Origin of the sequence: Marixanthomonas spongiae, from assembly GCF_003095375.1 — a bacterium.
GTDB classification, from domain to species: Bacteria; Bacteroidota; Bacteroidia; order Flavobacteriales; family Flavobacteriaceae; genus Marixanthomonas; species Marixanthomonas spongiae.
In genome coordinates this window covers 255,894-272,627 of sequence record NZ_QEHR01000006.1, presented here as the reverse complement: position 1 = coordinate 272,627, position 16,734 = coordinate 255,894, and the positions used below count along the sequence as shown (strand labels likewise).

Below are 16,734 nucleotides of genomic sequence, written 5' to 3'. Positions count from 1 at the left end.
TTATATTTCAGAATTGGTTATGCGTTCTTTTACTTCTTTTACATACGGGTACATCACTTCATCGTCTTTAAATACCGGAACAATCGCCCTGATTTCATCATACAATTTCTTTGTTGTTGAAGATACTTCGCCTTGAATTTCTAAATATTCTATTGCTTGTACAACAGTAATTAATTCAATAGCGACCACTTCAAAGGTGTTTTCAATCACTTTTTTGGTCAATAAAGCCGCGTTGGTGCCCATACTTACAATGTCTTGATTGTCGTTGTTGTTGGGAATGCTGTGCACATACATCGGGTTGGACAGTGTTTGATTCTCCGCTGTCGTGGACACAGCAGTAAATTGCGCGCCTTGCATGCCATAATTAAGCCCCAATTCGCCCAGATTGACAAAGGGCGGGAGGATTCCATTCAATTTTGAATTGAGTAGGTAATTCAATTGCCTTTCGGCAAGCATGCCCATTTTGGTCACCACCAGTTTCAGTTTGTCCATTTCTAACGATATGTAATCGCCATGAAAATTTCCGCCGTGATATACTTGTTGCTTTTCAACATCGACAATTGGGTTGTCGTTGGCCGAATTGACTTCTTCCAAAACGATTTTTTCAACGTTTTGCAAGGTATCCAGAACCGGCCCCAATATTTGTGGCACACAACGCAACGAATAGTATTCCTGCACTTTTTCATCAATAACTGCGTGGGTAACCGCTCCATTGTACAAGTAGTGTTCGCGTTTTCGGGTGAGTTTACTGTCTTTTAAATGACTTCGCATCCATTTAGCGATTTGCTGTTGTCCGCTGTGTTTTTTAGCTTTATTCAACTCTAAAGATAAATGGTCATCGTACGCTTTTACAATTTCATTAATGGCCGAAGAGCAGGCCACCACCCAATGAAGCAAACGTTTGGTGTAAATAGTGTTGAGGATCCCTATCCCGGACATAATGGATGTGCCGTTCATCAATGCTAATCCTTCGCGCAAAGCAACGGTTATGGGCTGTAACTTTTCAGCTTTAAAAACTTCGGCGGTGGGTTTTATATCGTTTTTATACATCACTTCCCCTTCGCCGATCAACACCAGTGAAATATGCGCCAATTGCACCAAATCGCCACTGGCGCCCACCCCGCCATGTTCATAGACCACCGGGATGATGTTTTTGTTGATAAGGGCCGTCATCAACTCAATGACTGAAGGATGAACCCCAGATTTACCAATAGCCAACGTATTTAAGCGTGCCAGCATAGCTGCTTTTACATATTTTGGAGGAATGGGATTTCCAGTCCCCGAAGCATGGCTGCGTATTAAATTATACTGAAGTTGGACACGCTTGGAATCATCAACCTTATATTGCGCCATCGGTCCAAAACCAGTATTAACGCCATAAATAACCTTATTCTCAGAGAATTTGGTTAAAAATTTAAAACTCTCTTCAACGGTCTTTAAAACCGAATCGTCAATAGCTATTTTCTTTTCAGAAAAAACCACATCCTGAAAATCTTGAAGTACCAACCCGTCTTTACCTATATTCATTTAAAATAAAATTGGAAATTTTTAGCAAATTATCCTGCAATAACCAACGTAATGTAGTTATTTTGGGTTGTAAAATTAAAATAAAAAACTATTCTTTTATCCTTATTGAATGACTGAACAAGAAGTTGACATTTTAATAATTGGCGCTGGACCTTCGGGTTCTGTTGCAGCGGCCTATTCACACCAACAAGGATTTAATGTAAAAGTAGTAGAAAAAAGCAAGTTTCCACGCTTTGCAATTGGTGAAAGCTTGTTGCCTCGCTGCATGGAACATTTTGAAGAAGTTGGTTTATTAGATAGCCTAAAAGCACAAAACTTCCAAATAAAAAAAGGGGCACGGTTTTTAAAAGAAGGGAAAAGTTGCCATTTCGATTTTAAAGAAAAGCACACAAACGGTTGGGATTGGACTTGGCAGGTGCCACGGGCGGAGTTTGATAAGACATTGACCGATGAACTTCAAAAAAAAGGGGTTCCTATTTTATTTGAGACCGAAGTAACCGGGATAAGGTTTCGAGAAAATGGGACTTCAAAGACCACGGTGATAAACCCTGATGGAAAAGAACAGCATATACTTGCAAAACACATCATCGATGCCAGTGGTCCCGGACGTGTGATTCCGAAATTATTGAACCAGGTAAAACCGACATCTTCCCAAGGCAATGCTGCCATCTTTACTCACATTGAGGATATAAACAGACCGAATGGTGAAGAAGGCACCTTGATCACCTTCGATGTGGTTACCGAATCAACTTGGCTTTGGGTCATTCCTTTTTCAAATGGAAAAACGAGTATTGGCTTTGTAGGCCCTTCAGAATTTATCGATTCTTTTTCGGGCAGTACTTCTGAAAAGCTTCGGAAACTGCTAAACCTTTCAAATCATTACTATAAGCGGTTTGAAAACAACGATTTTTTGTTTGACCCGAAACACTTCGAAAATTTTTCATCGCCCATGAACACCCTTTACGGAAACGGTTATACCATTACCGGAAACAGCGCCGGGTTTTTGGATCCTGTTTTTTCTTCAGGGGTCACTTTTGCTACGGAATCTGGATTGTTGGCCGCCAAATTAACCGCCAAAAAACTTCGAGGACAAACAATCGATTGGGAAAAGGGGTACGAGAACCACCTAAAACAGGGCGTTTCGGTGTTTAAAACCTACGTTGACGAATGGTATTCTGGCAACCTTCAAAAGATATTCTTTGCCAAGACCATAAACCCAGAGATTAAAAAACAAATCTGCTCCGTACTGGCCGGCTATGTTTGGGACACCAGCAACCCATTTGTAAAAAACCACCAACGATTGGTAAACGCACTTGCCAAGGTAATTGAAATGGATAGCGATGGTTAAAAAATAAAAAAAGTCCCAAACGCTTTAAAGTTTGAGACTTTTGTTGGCCCACTAGGGCTCGAACCTAGACTCTTCTGGACCAAAACCAGACGTGTTGCCAGTTACACCATGGGCCAATTCCATAATGAGGTGGCAAATTTAATACAAACTTTTTCTTCAGCAAATAAAAATCATTAAAAATTCACCCGCAATCTTATTTTTTCTGAAAAAAACATAAAATAAGTCATTATTTCGTTGCGTTACATGCTTTTGGTGGGTTTCACTGCATTATTATTAGTAAATTCGCCACAACAAAAACCGAACGTGCTTATGGCTTCTTTCAACTTTAAAAAATGGAACCAGATTTTAGGTTGGTCCGCTTTTCTTATCTCCCTTATCACCTACTGGCTTACCGTAGAACCCACAGCAAGTTTTTGGGATGCCGGCGAATACATCACCACGGCGAGCAATCTGGAAGTGGGCCACCCGCCAGGTGCACCACTCTATCAGTTGTTAGGGGCGTTCTTTTCCATTTTTGCCATGGAAGCCTCAAACATTGCGCTTACCATTAACCTGATGTCGGTTTTCGCCAGCGCCTTTACCATCTTATTTATGTTTTGGTCGTTGACGATCTTGTTGCGAACTGTCGTATCAAAACAGCAAGAAGTGACCCGAAACAATGCCATCGCTATTTTAGGCAGTGCTTTTGTAGGTTCGCTCAGTTTTGCCTTTACCGATAGTTTTTGGTTCAGTGCCGTCGAAGCCGAAGTTTACGCTTCTTCAGCATTTATCACCGCAGTTTTATTTTATTGTGGGTTGCGGTGGGAACGCGAAATGAACACCCCAAGAGGCGATCGCTGGGTCATTCTAATTTCGTTTATCATCGGACTTTCATTTGGCATCCACTTCTTGGGATTGCTCACCATTCCAGCCATTGGATTTCTGTATTTTTTCAAGAATTATAAAAAGATCACGATCAAAAATTTTATCGTGGCCAATGTGGTCGTGGTGGCCATCCTGCTATTTATCTTCAAATTGTTATTGCCCATGACGATGAAGTTTTTCAGTGCCTCGGAGCTGTTTTTCGTCAACAGCATTGGCCTGCCTTTCCACAGTGGGACGCTTATTGCCGGTATTGTGTTCATTGCTTTGTTTTATTTTGGGCTTCGGTACACACGCAAAAAAAACCATACGCAGTTTAATACCTTAATTCTTTGTGTATTGTTCATTTTTATAGGCTTTTCAAGTTGGTTAATGCTCCCCATTCGGGCAAACGCCGGCACGGTTATCAATGAAAACAACCCATCGAACGCCCGAGAGCTTTTGGCTTATTATAACCGCGAACAGTACCCACAAACCCATTTGTTTTACGGCCCGTTGTTTACTGAAGCGTATGTTGGTTTAGATCCAGACAACCCCTATAAGGATGAAAAACCAAAATACGAAGAAGACGAACAAGCCGGCAAATATGTTATTGTAAACGATTATAAAAATGCTTTGCAAAACAGTGATGACTCACAAAAAGCATATCTGCCCAGAATGTGGAGTGTAGAGAACAATGCAAATTACCTGGAGTTTACCGGAGGGCTCGATTTTACCATAAAGCCCGAATACCGAAACGAAAAGCGATTGGTGCAGGAAGTAAACAAATTTAAACAGGCTTATGAGCAAGGCGTAGTTGATAGCAAAGACTATGACAGGTTTTTACGTGAGTTTGGAATGGCACTCAATATCGAAAAACCCTCCTTTGCCCAAAACCTCAAGTTTATGTTTGAGTTTCAGTTCGGGTATATGTATTGGCGCTATTTTATGTGGAATTTCGCCGGAAGACAAGACGATGTGCAAGGTCAGTACACCGATTTGCACGGAAATTGGCTTAGCGGGATCGATATTATAGACGAACTGCGTCTTGGCTCTCAAGACAACCTGCCAAGCGATGTAAAAAACAACAAAGCACGGAATACTTATTATTTCCTGCCCTTGATTTTAGGGATTCTGGGCGTGGTGTTCATGTTTAACCGCGACAAAAAGAATTTTTGGGTGTTGCTCGTTTTCTTTTTGTTTACCGGTCTTGCCCTAAAAGTGTACCTCAACGAACGCCCGTTTGAACCCCGCGAACGGGATTATGCGCTGGTAGGTTCGTTTTACATATTCGCGATGTGGATTGGTTTTGGCGTCTATGCCCTCTATGAAATGGCAAAAGACTACCTATCCCCAAAAATTGCCATCCCCGTGGTACTCAGTGTTACCCTATTGGCGTCGCCCGTATTGTTGGCCTACCAAAACTGGGACGACCACGATCGCTCTGGTCGTTATACCGCCAATGCGATGGCAAAAATGTATCTCGACTCGGTAGATGAGAACGCCATTCTCTTTACCATTGGCGATAACGACACCTTTGCCTTGTGGTATGCACAGAACATTGAAGGTTACCGCCAAGATGTACGCATCATCAATACCAGTCTTTTCCAAACCGATTGGTACATTGACGATATGAAAAAGAAAGCCTTTACCAGCGACCCTATTCCGTCGCAACTCACCCACGAAAAATACCGCTACGGCACGCGCGATTTCTTGTATTATCAAGAAACCAGAAAAGACACCGTTGACATCAAGACCTGGATGAACTGGGTGGCCAACGACAGCCCGGCAACACAGGTCGAGCTGGAAAGCAACCAAATGGCCAATACGTTTCCGGCAAAGACCATCCGTATTCCGGTGGACAAGCAAACAGTGTTGGAAAACGGCATTGTTCCGCAAAAGGATGCCGATAAAATAGTCGATGAAATTTACATTCAGTTAAAAGGAAACGTTATCTATAAAAACCGAATGATGATGCTCGACATCATTGCCAATAACGATTGGGAACGCCCCATTTACTTTAGCGGCGGTGCTTTTGGCGATGACGATTATTTATGGATGAAAGATTACCTGCAACTGGACGGCGTAGTCTATAAATTAGTCCCAATAAGAACACCGGTAAACCCACGAAACCCATTTGATATGGGCCGTGTTGATACCGAAAAAATGTACGACATCGTTATGAACTGGGATTGGGGCAACAGCGGCAGTCCAGACATATATCACGACACCGAAACCAGGAGAAACGGGATCACCTACCGAAGCAATTTGGCCCGGTTGGCAGAAAATCTCATCAACGAAGGCAAAAAGGAAAAAGCCGAAGAAGTGCTCGATCTGGCCATGGAAAAAATGCCTGTGAAGTACTTTGAATATTATTCGCTGTTAGAACCGTATGTTTTAGGGTATTATGAAGTGGACGAGCCCGAAAAAGCCCGTGAACTGTACGAAAAAGTTACCAAAAAATATCAGGAAAAACTGTTGTATTACAGCGGCCTTAAAGTGAAAAGGCAGTACAATATTGCCGATGAAATTATTAGCGATATGGAGCGCTACCGTGGTTTGGTCGATATCGTGATTGTGTATGACGACGAAGCCTTTGCCAAAGAAGAAGCGGCTGAGTTTAATGACTATTTAAAACTCTTCCGTCATTTTTACAAGGAAAGCGAAGGCGTTGATGTGGAGAAAGACCTTCAGGAAAAAGAATCCATCCAGATAATGGCCGATTCGGTTCCCGATGATGTGATAAACAAAGCAATAGAACAGTAAAAAAGTGAAACTGCGTTTGGTAACAGTGCCCAAATTGGTGCAACGGCTTTTTCCGGAGCGAATTTGGGCATTGCCAAATAAAGACAATAAAATCTACTTAACCTTCGACGACGGCCCCATCCCCGAAGTGACGCCCTGGGTGCTCGATACTTTAAAAGAGTATAACGCCAAAGCCACTTTTTTCTGTATTGGCGACAACGTTAAAAAACATCCCGAGATTTTTCAGAGAATAATTTCTGAAGGACATCAAGTGGGCAATCATACCTTTAATCATTTAAATGGCTGGAAAACAAGCACTCAAAGCTATATTGAAAATGTTTCGCTTTTCGAAACTGAGTTACAAGCACAAAATAGTCGTCATTCGTACCTCGTTCCTCGTACCTCGCTTTTCCGTCCGCCGTATGGCAAGATCACATCAAAACAAGCAAGCTTGCTCCAGCAACAAGGCTACAAAATCGTTATGTGGAGCGTGCTGAGTTACGATTATGACGCTTCGGTTTCAGAAGACCAATGCTTTCAAAATGTGGCACAAAATCTAAAACCCGGGAGTATTGTGGTATTCCATGACAGTTTAAAAGCACAAAAAAACCTCCGGTATGTGCTGCCGAAGGTTTTGGAGTATTATAAAAAAATGGACTATAATTTTAAAAAGCTTTAAGCTGCCAAATATTGCCATATGTATTCTGAAAATTAAACAAGGCCACCACAACCACCAAAAGATTAGGAAAGTGTTAAAATGATTTTCAAAGCCTTTTCAAATTATTTAAAAACTAAACACCCATTATTTCCTACTACTATAGAAAACAATGAACCTTTATAAGCAAATTTGCAGAAAAACTTTCTTTAGTTAATACTTAAATTTAAAGAGCGAATATTAATACTGCTCGAAGAATTACCACCTTGCACCCATACTTCTATAGACTCATCAGGTTTTAAACTAACAGTCCCTGTTAAAGGAATGGCCAAAGTACCGGAATCCGTAAAAAAACCTGTACTACCTTTCGAAAAAACTTTGGTATTATTAAGCGCACTATTACCTGACGTAGTCTTTTTTAGAATATAAAAAACCAATTCTGGAACTCCACTACTATTATAAGATAAAGAACCGCTTATGTCAAAAACACGTTCTTCTTTCCCCTTATAAATAAGTTCATTGTTTCCATGACTAAATCGCAAAAGGTTAGAAGCTGTCGTAGAAACGCTAATTTTGGTGCCATTGCTATTAAGTGTAGTAGATGCCGCTGTTCCTTGGTAGTACATACTGGCATTTCCCACATCATCACTTTCCCTAGGTATTCCTGGTGCATTTACTTCCCAATCAACAGAGAAATTATACCCTGGATACGTATTTGCAGCGGCATAACCACTTACAAAATCACCGCCCCCTGAAAAAACAGTTCCTTGTAATACACCTGTTGTCACATTAAGACTAGCATCACTCACGTCTAAAGCGACATCCCCACCGTTTACTGAACTAAAACCACTTACTTTCTCTATTAATCCAAAGTTCCCTGAGAAAGTTTCAAAAGTCCCCTCATTAGTATCTAACCAGGCTTGATTGTTCAATAGCAAGTTTCCAATGTTCGAATAAGTGATTCCGCCTTTATTCCCTTTAAACTGAACAATGTTACCAAAGTATAATCCAAAACCTGATATGCTTCCAACACTCGTTGACATACCGTCTATAATAGTATTTTGTACTAATAATGAACCTTGTGTAATTCCTGGCCCAGTAATTTCAAAAGCTTTGTCTCCTTTAAGTGTAACATTCCTTATACTTCCACCGGTAGTAGTGCCTTTAAAAACGGTTCCTCCTGGAAATGAAAGAATATCTTCATTGGCATCCATCCCAGACACATACGCATTGTTTAAATTAATTGATTTTGTTAAGGTTATCGTTCCATTTATTTCATAATATGTATTTTCATCTAAAGTTCCAGAGGTTGGAAAATCAGTTTCATCTTTAACCAAAACATAGTTATCCCGTTCCACATTATTAGTTAGCAATTTTACCCATTTGGTACCGGCAGTATCATAATAATAAAAAGCATCTTCATCAGTGTCAAAAACCAATAAACTCTCTGCTGGGTTAGCAATCGCATTTCGAGCAGCCGTATCCATTCTAGGAGCTAACAACCCTTGCGAATCAGATTGAATGTCCAACATAGAGGAGGGGTCTGGATTAGTGGTTCCTATTCCTACTTGAGCATAGGAATAACCACAAAAAAATAAAGTGAAAAAAAGTAATGTAAGTTGTTTCATAACAGTGGGGATTTGTAGGTTTTTATAATTCGGCGCAAAATACATGCCGTTTAACTTAAAAACTACGCATTTAATCGTAAATATGCAATAAATTGTATTGTGTTTTTGTAAACGCTAAAACGACTTAAAAAACACCTCTCATCATTATAAGGTCCACTTAAATTTTAAAAGTCAAAACCAAGTGGTAAAAACCTACGTATATATAAACAACCGTACAGTGGCCTAAGGGTTTATTTTACGGTACAACTTTTGGGTAAAAGTCGTCTTTGAGGAAAGACGGCTTTTATTTTTCTATGGAAACCACGTATATATGAAGTCTTCTTTTTACTTTTGAAGGAAACACAATATTTTAGTTCATGTCCGATAAAAAACGCCTGTTCCTGCTCGATGCCTACGCTTTGATATTCCGTGGTTATTATGCTTTTATAAAAAACCCCCGTATAAACTCCAAAGGGCAAGACACTTCAGCCATTATGGGGTTTACCAATTCGCTTTTTGATGTCATTCGCCGGGAAAAACCCGACCATCTCGCCGTTTGTTTTGATAAAGACGGCAGCAAGGAACGCACCGAGATGTTTCCTGAATACAAAGCCAACCGCGACGAAACGCCCGATGTGATCCGGCAGTCCATCCCTATTATCAAGGACATTTTAAAGGCCATGCACATTCCGTGTGTTGAAATTTCGGGTATGGAAGCAGACGATATCATTGGCACCCTAGCCAAACAGGCCGAAAAAGAGGACTACCAAGTGTTTATGGTGACGCCCGATAAAGATTTCGCCCAGTTGGTTTCCGAAAATATTTTTATGTACCGCCCAGCCAGAATGGGCAATGCCATTGAAACCTGGGGCATCCCCGAAGTGCAGAAACGCTTTGGCGTAGAACGGCCCGAACAGGTGATCGATTATTTGGGCATGATGGGTGACGCCAGCGATAACATTCCCGGTTTGCCCGGCGTGGGCGACAAAACTGCCAAAAAATTCATCGCCAAATACGGTTCTATGGAAGGGTTGCTGGACAATACCGACCAGCTGAAAGGAAAAATGAAGGAAAAGGTGATCGCCAATGCCGAAATTGGCCGCCTGTCCAAAAAACTGGCCACCATCTTTACCGATTGCGAGGTAACCTTTAATGAAAAGGACTACGAACTTTCCATGCCCGATGCCGAAAAAGTACAGGAAATTTTTGAAGAACTCGAATTTAGAAGACTGCGCGATCAATTCCTAAAGTTGTTTTCTTCAGACACTAACAATGAAAAAGAAAACACTTCTCCCCCCTCGGGGGAGATGCCCAAAGGGCAGAGGGGGACGAAGCAAAGTGCTAAAAAAGATGCAAAATCTGCCGGCTCCGGCCAATTCTCGCTTTTCGACAGCGACGGGAATACATCAGAAAATGCCGAAACTTACAACTCTCGCAAAACCATAAAAGACACGGAACATTTTTACCAGACCATAAAACCGGGAATGGGTACCAAATTGTTCCTTCAGAATTTATTAAAACAAAAAAGCGTCTGTTTCGATACCGAAACCACCGGTCTAAACCCACTAACGGCCGAGTTGGTAGGGATTGCTTTTTCATGGGAAACCGGAAAAGGATTTTACATGCCTTTTCCCGAAGAGCGGGAAGAAGCACAAAAAATGATAGAAACATTACGCCCGTTTTTTGAAGCAGAAAACATCGAAAAAATTGGTCAGAATTTAAAATACGATATTAAGGTATTGGCCAAATATAATGTGGAAGTAAAGGGAAAACTGTTCGACACCATGTTGGCGCATTACCTTATCAACCCCGATATGCGGCACAATATGGACGTCTTGGCCGAAACCTACCTTAACTATACCCCAGTATCCATTACGGCATTGATTGGCGGAAAAGGAAAAAAACAAAAATCCATGCGCGATGTTCCGGTGGAAGACCAGACCGAATACGCCGTGGAAGATGCCGACATTACGCTTCAGCTTAAAGAACATTTTGAAAAGGAACTGGGCGAGGCAAACACCCAAGAGCTCTTCGACGATATTGAAATCCCCCTGCTCCGTGTATTGGCCGATATGGAACTGGAAGGTATAAAACTGGACAAAGCGTATTTGGCAAGCCTTTCCGAAGCACTAAATAACGATATTGAACGTCTGGAAAAAGAAATTTACGAAGAAGCCGGTGAGGAATTCAACATTGCTTCCCCAAAACAATTGGGCGATATTCTCTTCGGAAAAATGAAGCTGGTCGATAAACCGAAAAAAACCAAAACCGGACAATTTTCAACCGCCGAAGACGTGCTTTCCTATTTGGCCAAAGACCATAAAATAATTCGGGATGTATTGGAATACCGTGGCTTGGCAAAGCTGAAAAGCACCTATGTGGATGCCCTGCCCGAACAAGTGAACGAAAAAACCGGCCGCGTCCACACCGATTATATGCAAACCGTAGCCGCCACCGGACGCTTGAGCAGCAACAACCCAAATTTACAGAACATCCCCATACGTACCGAACGGGGTCGCCAAGTACGGAAGGCCTTTGTACCGCGCGACAAAGACCACATCCTGCTGGCTGCCGATTATTCGCAAATTGAACTGCGCATCATCGCCGCTTTGAGCGAGGAAGACACCATGATCGAAGCTTTTGAAAAGGGCGAAGACATTCATGCTTCCACCGCGGCCAAAGTGTTTAATGTGCCAATTGACGAAGTGACTCGCGAGCAACGTAGCAATGCCAAAACCGTGAATTTTGGGATAATTTATGGAGTTTCGGCCTTTGGATTGAGCAACCAAACCGATTTATCCCGAAAAGAAGCCAAAGAATTAATCGATACCTATTACAAAACCTACCCAAAATTGCGGAAATATATGAACGGGCTAATCGATTTTGCCCGCGAAAACGGTTACGTGCAAACGGTTCTTGGCAGACGGCGCTACTTAAATGGCATCAACGGGAGCAATGCCGTAGTGCGCGGTGCTGCAGAACGAAACGCCGTAAACGCCCCCATACAAGGAAGTGCCGCCGATATTATTAAAGTGGCGATGATCAACATTCACAAAAAAATGTCCGAAGCCAACTATAAAAGCAAAATGCTGCTTCAGGTGCATGATGAATTGGTGTTCGATGTGTATAAACCTGAATTGGACGAACTTCAAAAACTCATTAAAACCGAAATGGAAAACGCTTACAAACTAAAAGTTCCATTGGATGTGGAAATTGGGCTGGGTGAAAATTGGTTGGAGGCGCATTAATTACGATATGCCTCATAGAGAACAACTACATTATCTGTCAATGTTGTAACATTCAGTCTAAAGCCATCAGCTTTAAAACTTGTAAGAGAAGCATTTGTTAAGCCTAAGTCACTTCCATTATTGTTAGTATACCGTAACCCTATACAGTGAGAAGAAGAAGCATAGCGAGAAATATTATTTATTGAATTACCAGAACCTCCATTGAAAATTACTTGTTGCGTGATTGTTCTCCCCATCTCGAAAGCATAACCTTTCATAGAACCAAAAGTGTTTTCTTTAGTGTTATTATTATTAGCGCCAGAGCTATTTGTATTCAAGTTATAAGAATCTACATTTGCATATGCAGTGAAAACAACACGTTTGGGCTGAAAAGGAATACCTGTAATGTCTATATTTCCAGTCGAGTTAATTATTGCCTTACCAAAATAAACATCTGGAGTCGTATCTATCAATTTACTCCAGCTACTACCATTCCAAAAGTAAAATCCAGCAGGGGTTAATCCACTTGTTCCATCATTATATACCAAAGTGCTAACTACTGGCGCCCCACCCCCATTAGGGTTGGTGACAGTAGTAACATCTGTATCTGAGGAGAGTGCTACCCTAGGAATTAAAATACCACTGTCTGAAGATGTAACATCCAACGCTGCTTCTGGAGCAGTATTGGAAATTCCAACTTGCGCCAGAGCATAAAAGATAAAATTAAAGTAGAAACGATTAAAAGTGTTCTTTTTCGAAACATAATTATTGGGGTTTTTACAAATCTTATAATATGTAACGAAACAACCTACAAAATGGTTTTATTAAGATTTACTTTTCGATAAAATACGTTTTTTTATCGCTGACTTAATTTACAACACAAACCGATACGTAGCCTTGATCAAAAATGTGTTTTGCGGTCGTTTTTGAAATAATTGATTATCCACAATGCTATTGAAATCATTTCTGGCATCCCCTAACCCGGTTATGCCTTGGGACCAAACGAAGAAAATTTCAGAACCTGGAATGTATTCCCAACGCAACACCAAATTAGACCGAAACTGCACAAAAGCAAAGTCGGGGTTCTCAAAAGAATAATCGGTAACACCATCTCTATTTTCATCAATGGAATAGGTGTCGTTTGCAAAGGTTATTTGATTAGCACCATACAGGGTAACCCGGTCATTCAAATTTTTCGCAGTTGCATTATTTACAAAATTGAAGTTCCTATACCTTCCGCGGGCCAAAAAAGGCTGTCCATAATACTGAATGGTTAAATTAGGATTGATAGTATAATTCACCCGAAGCGTGGTACTAATGGTTTCTTGATCAATTTCGCCAGTAACATACCGTTTGTCGCCATTAAAACTGGGCTGGTCAACATATTGTGTTTTATCGGGCCTTGATTCATATTTGGTAGTCATCGACAAGCTCAGTGCATTGAATGGTTGATAGTTAAACCGAACTTCGTAACGTGTAAAGGAAAAGTTTTTTTGGGCCGCCTGCCCGTAAACATAGCCCAAGGTAGTACTGAATTTTTTCCGGCTATCGGTCCCAAGGTACAAGAACCCTAAATGATCGCCGTTTCTTCTAAAGCGTGGCCCACCACGTAATTCAGATATATTAAACTGGGCCGCATTATTTTCCGACCCCAATTCAGCAAACCAATTGTTCTTAAAGTTCACATACCCTACAAGCTGATAGTACAAGCGGTTAAAATTTCCTTCAAAATCATAATCTGATGACTGATATGCCCGTATGTTCGCCCTTCGGTACCAACTGGAAGGTTTATTGAACACGCGTCTTGCCCCTGCATATTGGTTTACAATATCGGCCTGCCGTAAAAAACCAATATCGTTCAGTTCTAATTCTGGGGACCGCCAAGAGCCGCCAATATTGTACCGCCAGTTTCCACCGCCTCCCTTTCCAAACTCCATCCTGCCGCCTGTTCCTGCTAAAGACGTTTTAGCTGTATCTACAGCAACGTGACCGGCATCAACCCGTTGAAATAAGTGAACGATAGATCGTTGTGTTCGTTCTATAGCCTCTTCACTCCCGTTTACTTGGCTTAAAACCAGCTTGCCTTCCACATAATAATTTCTATCATTCCAGTTGTGCTTAAAATCCAGCCCTCCAGAATAGGCATTTTTATGCAAAAAATTTAAACGGTCTTCTAAGTTTCTATTGGTAGCTGTAAATATTCCTCCTATATAGGTGTTTCGGTCGTTAAAATCTTTCTGCAACCGACCAACAAGATAATTGGTTAACGGCTCGACCAATACTTCTGCTTCAGTTCCGTCTTCATTAACAACCTCGGCATATTCTTTGGCAGTAACACTTTCCAATACGCCAATAGACCAGCCATCCTTGGTTTTTCCGCTAAATTTTGCCGCACCTAAAATGGTAGAATTTTCTGGCTGATCAACATATGCAGTAGTGGGTCCAAAAGCTGAACCTTGCGGACTTCTCCCAATACGGCGCGAGAAAAATAGATTATCAGAATTACCACTGATGTTATAGTCGAATATATTTTTGTTCTCCACAAAAAAAGGACGCCGTTCTTGAAAGAATATTTCAAATCCATCCAATGCTATGGCTCCAGGATCAGCATCTACTTGGCCAAAATCTGGGTTGATGGTTGCATCTAAGGTAAGATCGTTTGTGATACCGATTTTAGCATCCAATCCAGCTGTAAAACGGGTATCACTTCCATCTCGAAAAGGATTTCCGACTTCTTCTTCGTAAGTATTTAGTTTGGTAAGCGCATACGGCTGAATCTCTAACTGTTTTTGGGGCTTTATGCCTTTAATGCCGCGCAATTCGCCAAACTCACTTACCCAACCTGGCGCATTGGCATCTACCGGTTGCCATAAAGAACGTTCTTCTTTTCTGAAATATCGCCGGGTTGATTGTATGCCCCAAACCTGTTCCTCGGCATTTCCAAACCGCAACTGACTTAAAGGGATTCGCATTTCGGCGGTCCACCCTTCGGCATCAATTTGTGTTTTTACATACCAAATTGGGTTCCAGCTGCCATCCCAATTGTTTCCGTTATTTGAAATAAACTCATCACCCTTTACCCCAGCAGCCGTAATAGTAAATGAAAACCCTGATCTATTATCGTTATAACTATCAATGTTCAATTCTACCCAATCACCTTCAAAACCATCCCTACGGGAAAGCCTTCGTACTATTTCATCCGGTTCGGCATCGTAACACCTAAACGCTACATATAAGTTTTTGGCATCATAGACGATTTTCATTTTCGTCTGTTCGGTGGGCGGCGTGCCATTATCGGGCTGGTTTTCCACGTAGTCTGTGGTCCAATCCACGCTATCCCAAGCGCTTTCGTCGATGACACCATCAATGGTTGGCGGAAGTTCATTACCAATAGACTGTGTCGTGTAGCTTCGTTTTTTTAGCTTATCACTATTGGTTTCGGCATCTATTTCTGTTTGCGACTGAACTGAAACAACTACAAACACACTACAAACGAAACATATAAGTCTCTTATACATAATTGGTTGATTTAATTATATAGACTTATTTCGCCTTATGTTGTGACACCCTTAACGTATTTTTATGATTTATTTAACAGTTAAAACATCCCTTTAATTATGGTATCTTTAAGGTTTAAAACGGTTACCATGCGAAAACTCATTTCCAAAAAGAAACCCGCTTACGAGATTACCGATGCGCTGTCCAATTATTTAACCAAACATGGCCGCAAAAGCAAAATCACCATTTATTATGATGATTTGCTGCGGTTTCAGGGCTCGGTTTCCATTTATGACAAACACGGGAATGACACACTTTGGATCAGCGTGTATTACTCTGAATTTGAACGCGAAGAAATAGACGCCAGCCTAAAGCGGATGTATTCTATTTTGCATTCCGATGGTAGCGACAGCTTATTGCCCTACCTTAGCATTGACAGTATCGATTTTTGCACCTTCGGAAATTCAAAACCGTTTCGTGTAAAAGTGCGAAACATCTTGAACGACAACTATTTATTCCTCTACATTAAAAAAGCCGATGCCTCCCGCATTTATGGCCTCGAGCTGGAACACCTGCTATCGCCCAACCACATCAATTTTTTGGTGCACGGCAATACCTTGATCGAAGAACACATCTCGGGCATTCCGGGGGATGATTTTATTGAAAATGAACTGCAAAAATGTACCGAGCAGCAAAAAAAGGAAATTGCCAAAGAGTTTGTAAAATTCAACGAACGTTGTTTTGTAAGGCTGTTGGGCGATATGCGCTCGTACAATTACGTGATGGTCCTCACCCACGATTTTGACAGAATTCAATACCGAATCCGTGCCATCGATTTTGACCAACAAAGCTACGAAGGCAACGCCAAAGTCTATAAACCGCAATTTTTAAAGGAAAACAATAAGTTGGTCACCATGACGATGGAGTTGTTGCAGGAAGAATCCATCGAGCAGTACAAACGGGAAGAGCGATCCTTGTTGGCCAAACGGGCCGTAAGCGATAAAACACGGTTGCGGGAAATTATGGAATGTATGAAAAACGACACCATATCGCCTCCCGAAAAAATAGCCCAGTTAAAAAACGACCTCTTGGCCCTTACCGGTGATGTAAATTTTAAAAAATCGGAAAACATGGGCGAAATACTGCAAAGCGCCTTGGATTTTGTAATCCGTAATTACCAAAACGAGAATCCGTATTATATTTCATAAAGATTTCAGAAAAAGTGTTTAAAAATTATTATGCGCGCATAGTATTTTTTATCTTTAACAGCATTTTAGTTTTTCAGAA

9 protein-coding genes and 1 tRNA gene are annotated in these 16,734 nt (G+C 41.2%); 5 read left to right on the top strand and 5 right to left on the bottom strand.

The annotated features are described in order from the left end of the window. Positions 1 to 1,527 carry an HAL/PAL/TAL family ammonia-lyase gene (locus DDV96_RS10895; protein ID WP_116694795.1) on the bottom strand — a complete coding sequence of 509 codons (1,527 nt, stop codon included), beginning with the start codon at positions 1,525 to 1,527 and terminating at the stop codon, positions 1 to 3. Positions 1,528 to 1,636: 109 nt separating this feature from the next. Between DDV96_RS10895 and DDV96_RS10890 the strand changes: the two genes are divergently transcribed. Further along, positions 1,637 to 2,875 (top strand): NAD(P)/FAD-dependent oxidoreductase, encoded by a 1,239-nt coding sequence (locus tag DDV96_RS10890; RefSeq protein WP_116694794.1) that lies wholly within the window; start codon positions 1,637 to 1,639, stop codon positions 2,873 to 2,875. Between the two features lie 43 nt (positions 2,876 to 2,918). On the opposite strand, the gene DDV96_RS10885 is transcribed toward DDV96_RS10890, so the two are convergent. Further along, positions 2,919 to 2,991 (bottom strand) — tRNA-Gln (locus tag DDV96_RS10885). A gap of 193 nt (positions 2,992 to 3,184) precedes the next feature. Here DDV96_RS10885 and DDV96_RS10880 point away from each other — a divergent pair. Both DDV96_RS10880 and DDV96_RS10875 read left to right on the top strand, forming a co-directional pair. Beyond that, the gene (locus DDV96_RS10880; RefSeq protein WP_116694850.1) at positions 3,185 to 6,481 is read left to right on the top strand and encodes a glycosyltransferase family 117 protein; all 3,297 of its coding nucleotides are present in this window, start codon (positions 3,185 to 3,187) and stop codon (positions 6,479 to 6,481) included. Between the two features lie 4 nt (positions 6,482 to 6,485). After that, positions 6,486 to 7,139 (top strand): polysaccharide deacetylase family protein, encoded by a 654-nt coding sequence (locus tag DDV96_RS10875; RefSeq protein ID WP_317045965.1) that lies wholly within the window; start codon positions 6,486 to 6,488, stop codon positions 7,137 to 7,139. A gap of 185 nt (positions 7,140 to 7,324) precedes the next feature. Here the strand turns inward: DDV96_RS10875 and DDV96_RS10870 are convergent, their stop codons facing one another. Next, on the bottom strand, positions 7,325 to 8,743 hold the full coding sequence (locus tag DDV96_RS10870) for a hypothetical protein (protein ID WP_133240842.1): 1,419 nt from the start codon (positions 8,741 to 8,743) through the stop codon (positions 7,325 to 7,327). Positions 8,744 to 9,099: 356 nt separating this feature from the next. Between DDV96_RS10870 and polA the strand changes: the two genes are divergently transcribed. Beyond that, on the top strand, positions 9,100 to 11,970 hold the full coding sequence (gene polA / locus DDV96_RS10865) for a DNA polymerase I (protein WP_116694792.1): 2,871 nt from the start codon (positions 9,100 to 9,102) through the stop codon (positions 11,968 to 11,970). Here polA and DDV96_RS10860 read toward each other — a convergent pair. Beyond that, on the bottom strand, positions 11,967 to 12,614 hold the full coding sequence (locus DDV96_RS10860; RefSeq protein WP_116694791.1) for a hypothetical protein: 648 nt from the start codon (positions 12,612 to 12,614) through the stop codon (positions 11,967 to 11,969). The genes polA and DDV96_RS10860 overlap by 4 nt on opposite strands. A 207-nt stretch (positions 12,615 to 12,821) precedes the next feature. Then, positions 12,822 to 15,467, bottom strand: coding sequence for a DUF5916 domain-containing protein (locus tag DDV96_RS10855; RefSeq protein WP_116694790.1), 2,646 nt, complete (start codon positions 15,465 to 15,467; stop codon positions 12,822 to 12,824). 129 nt (positions 15,468 to 15,596) lie between these two features. Between DDV96_RS10855 and DDV96_RS10850 the strand changes: the two genes are divergently transcribed. After that, positions 15,597 to 16,655, top strand: a complete 1,059-nt coding sequence (locus DDV96_RS10850) for a hypothetical protein (RefSeq protein ID WP_116694848.1) — start codon at positions 15,597 to 15,599, stop codon at positions 16,653 to 16,655. The last annotated feature ends 79 nt before the right edge of the window (positions 16,656 to 16,734 follow it).

What these genes read in the sequence shown, in the direction of transcription:
- DDV96_RS10870 (WP_133240842.1), bottom strand. Translation starts at nt 8,743, where the DNA reads ATGAAACAACTTACATTACTTTTTTTCACTTTATTTTTTTGTGGTTAT.
- polA (WP_116694792.1), top strand. Translation starts at nt 9,100, where the DNA reads ATGTCCGATAAAAAACGCCTGTTCCTGCTCGATGCCTACGCTTTGATA.
- DDV96_RS10880 (WP_116694850.1), top strand. Translation starts at nt 3,185, where the DNA reads ATGGCTTCTTTCAACTTTAAAAAATGGAACCAGATTTTAGGTTGGTCC.
- DDV96_RS10895 (WP_116694795.1), bottom strand. Translation starts at nt 1,527, where the DNA reads ATGAATATAGGTAAAGACGGGTTGGTACTTCAAGATTTTCAGGATGTG.
- DDV96_RS10890 (WP_116694794.1), top strand. Translation starts at nt 1,637, where the DNA reads ATGACTGAACAAGAAGTTGACATTTTAATAATTGGCGCTGGACCTTCG.
- DDV96_RS10850 (WP_116694848.1), top strand. Translation starts at nt 15,597, where the DNA reads ATGCGAAAACTCATTTCCAAAAAGAAACCCGCTTACGAGATTACCGAT.
- DDV96_RS10855 (WP_116694790.1), bottom strand. Translation starts at nt 15,467, where the DNA reads ATGTATAAGAGACTTATATGTTTCGTTTGTAGTGTGTTTGTAGTTGTT.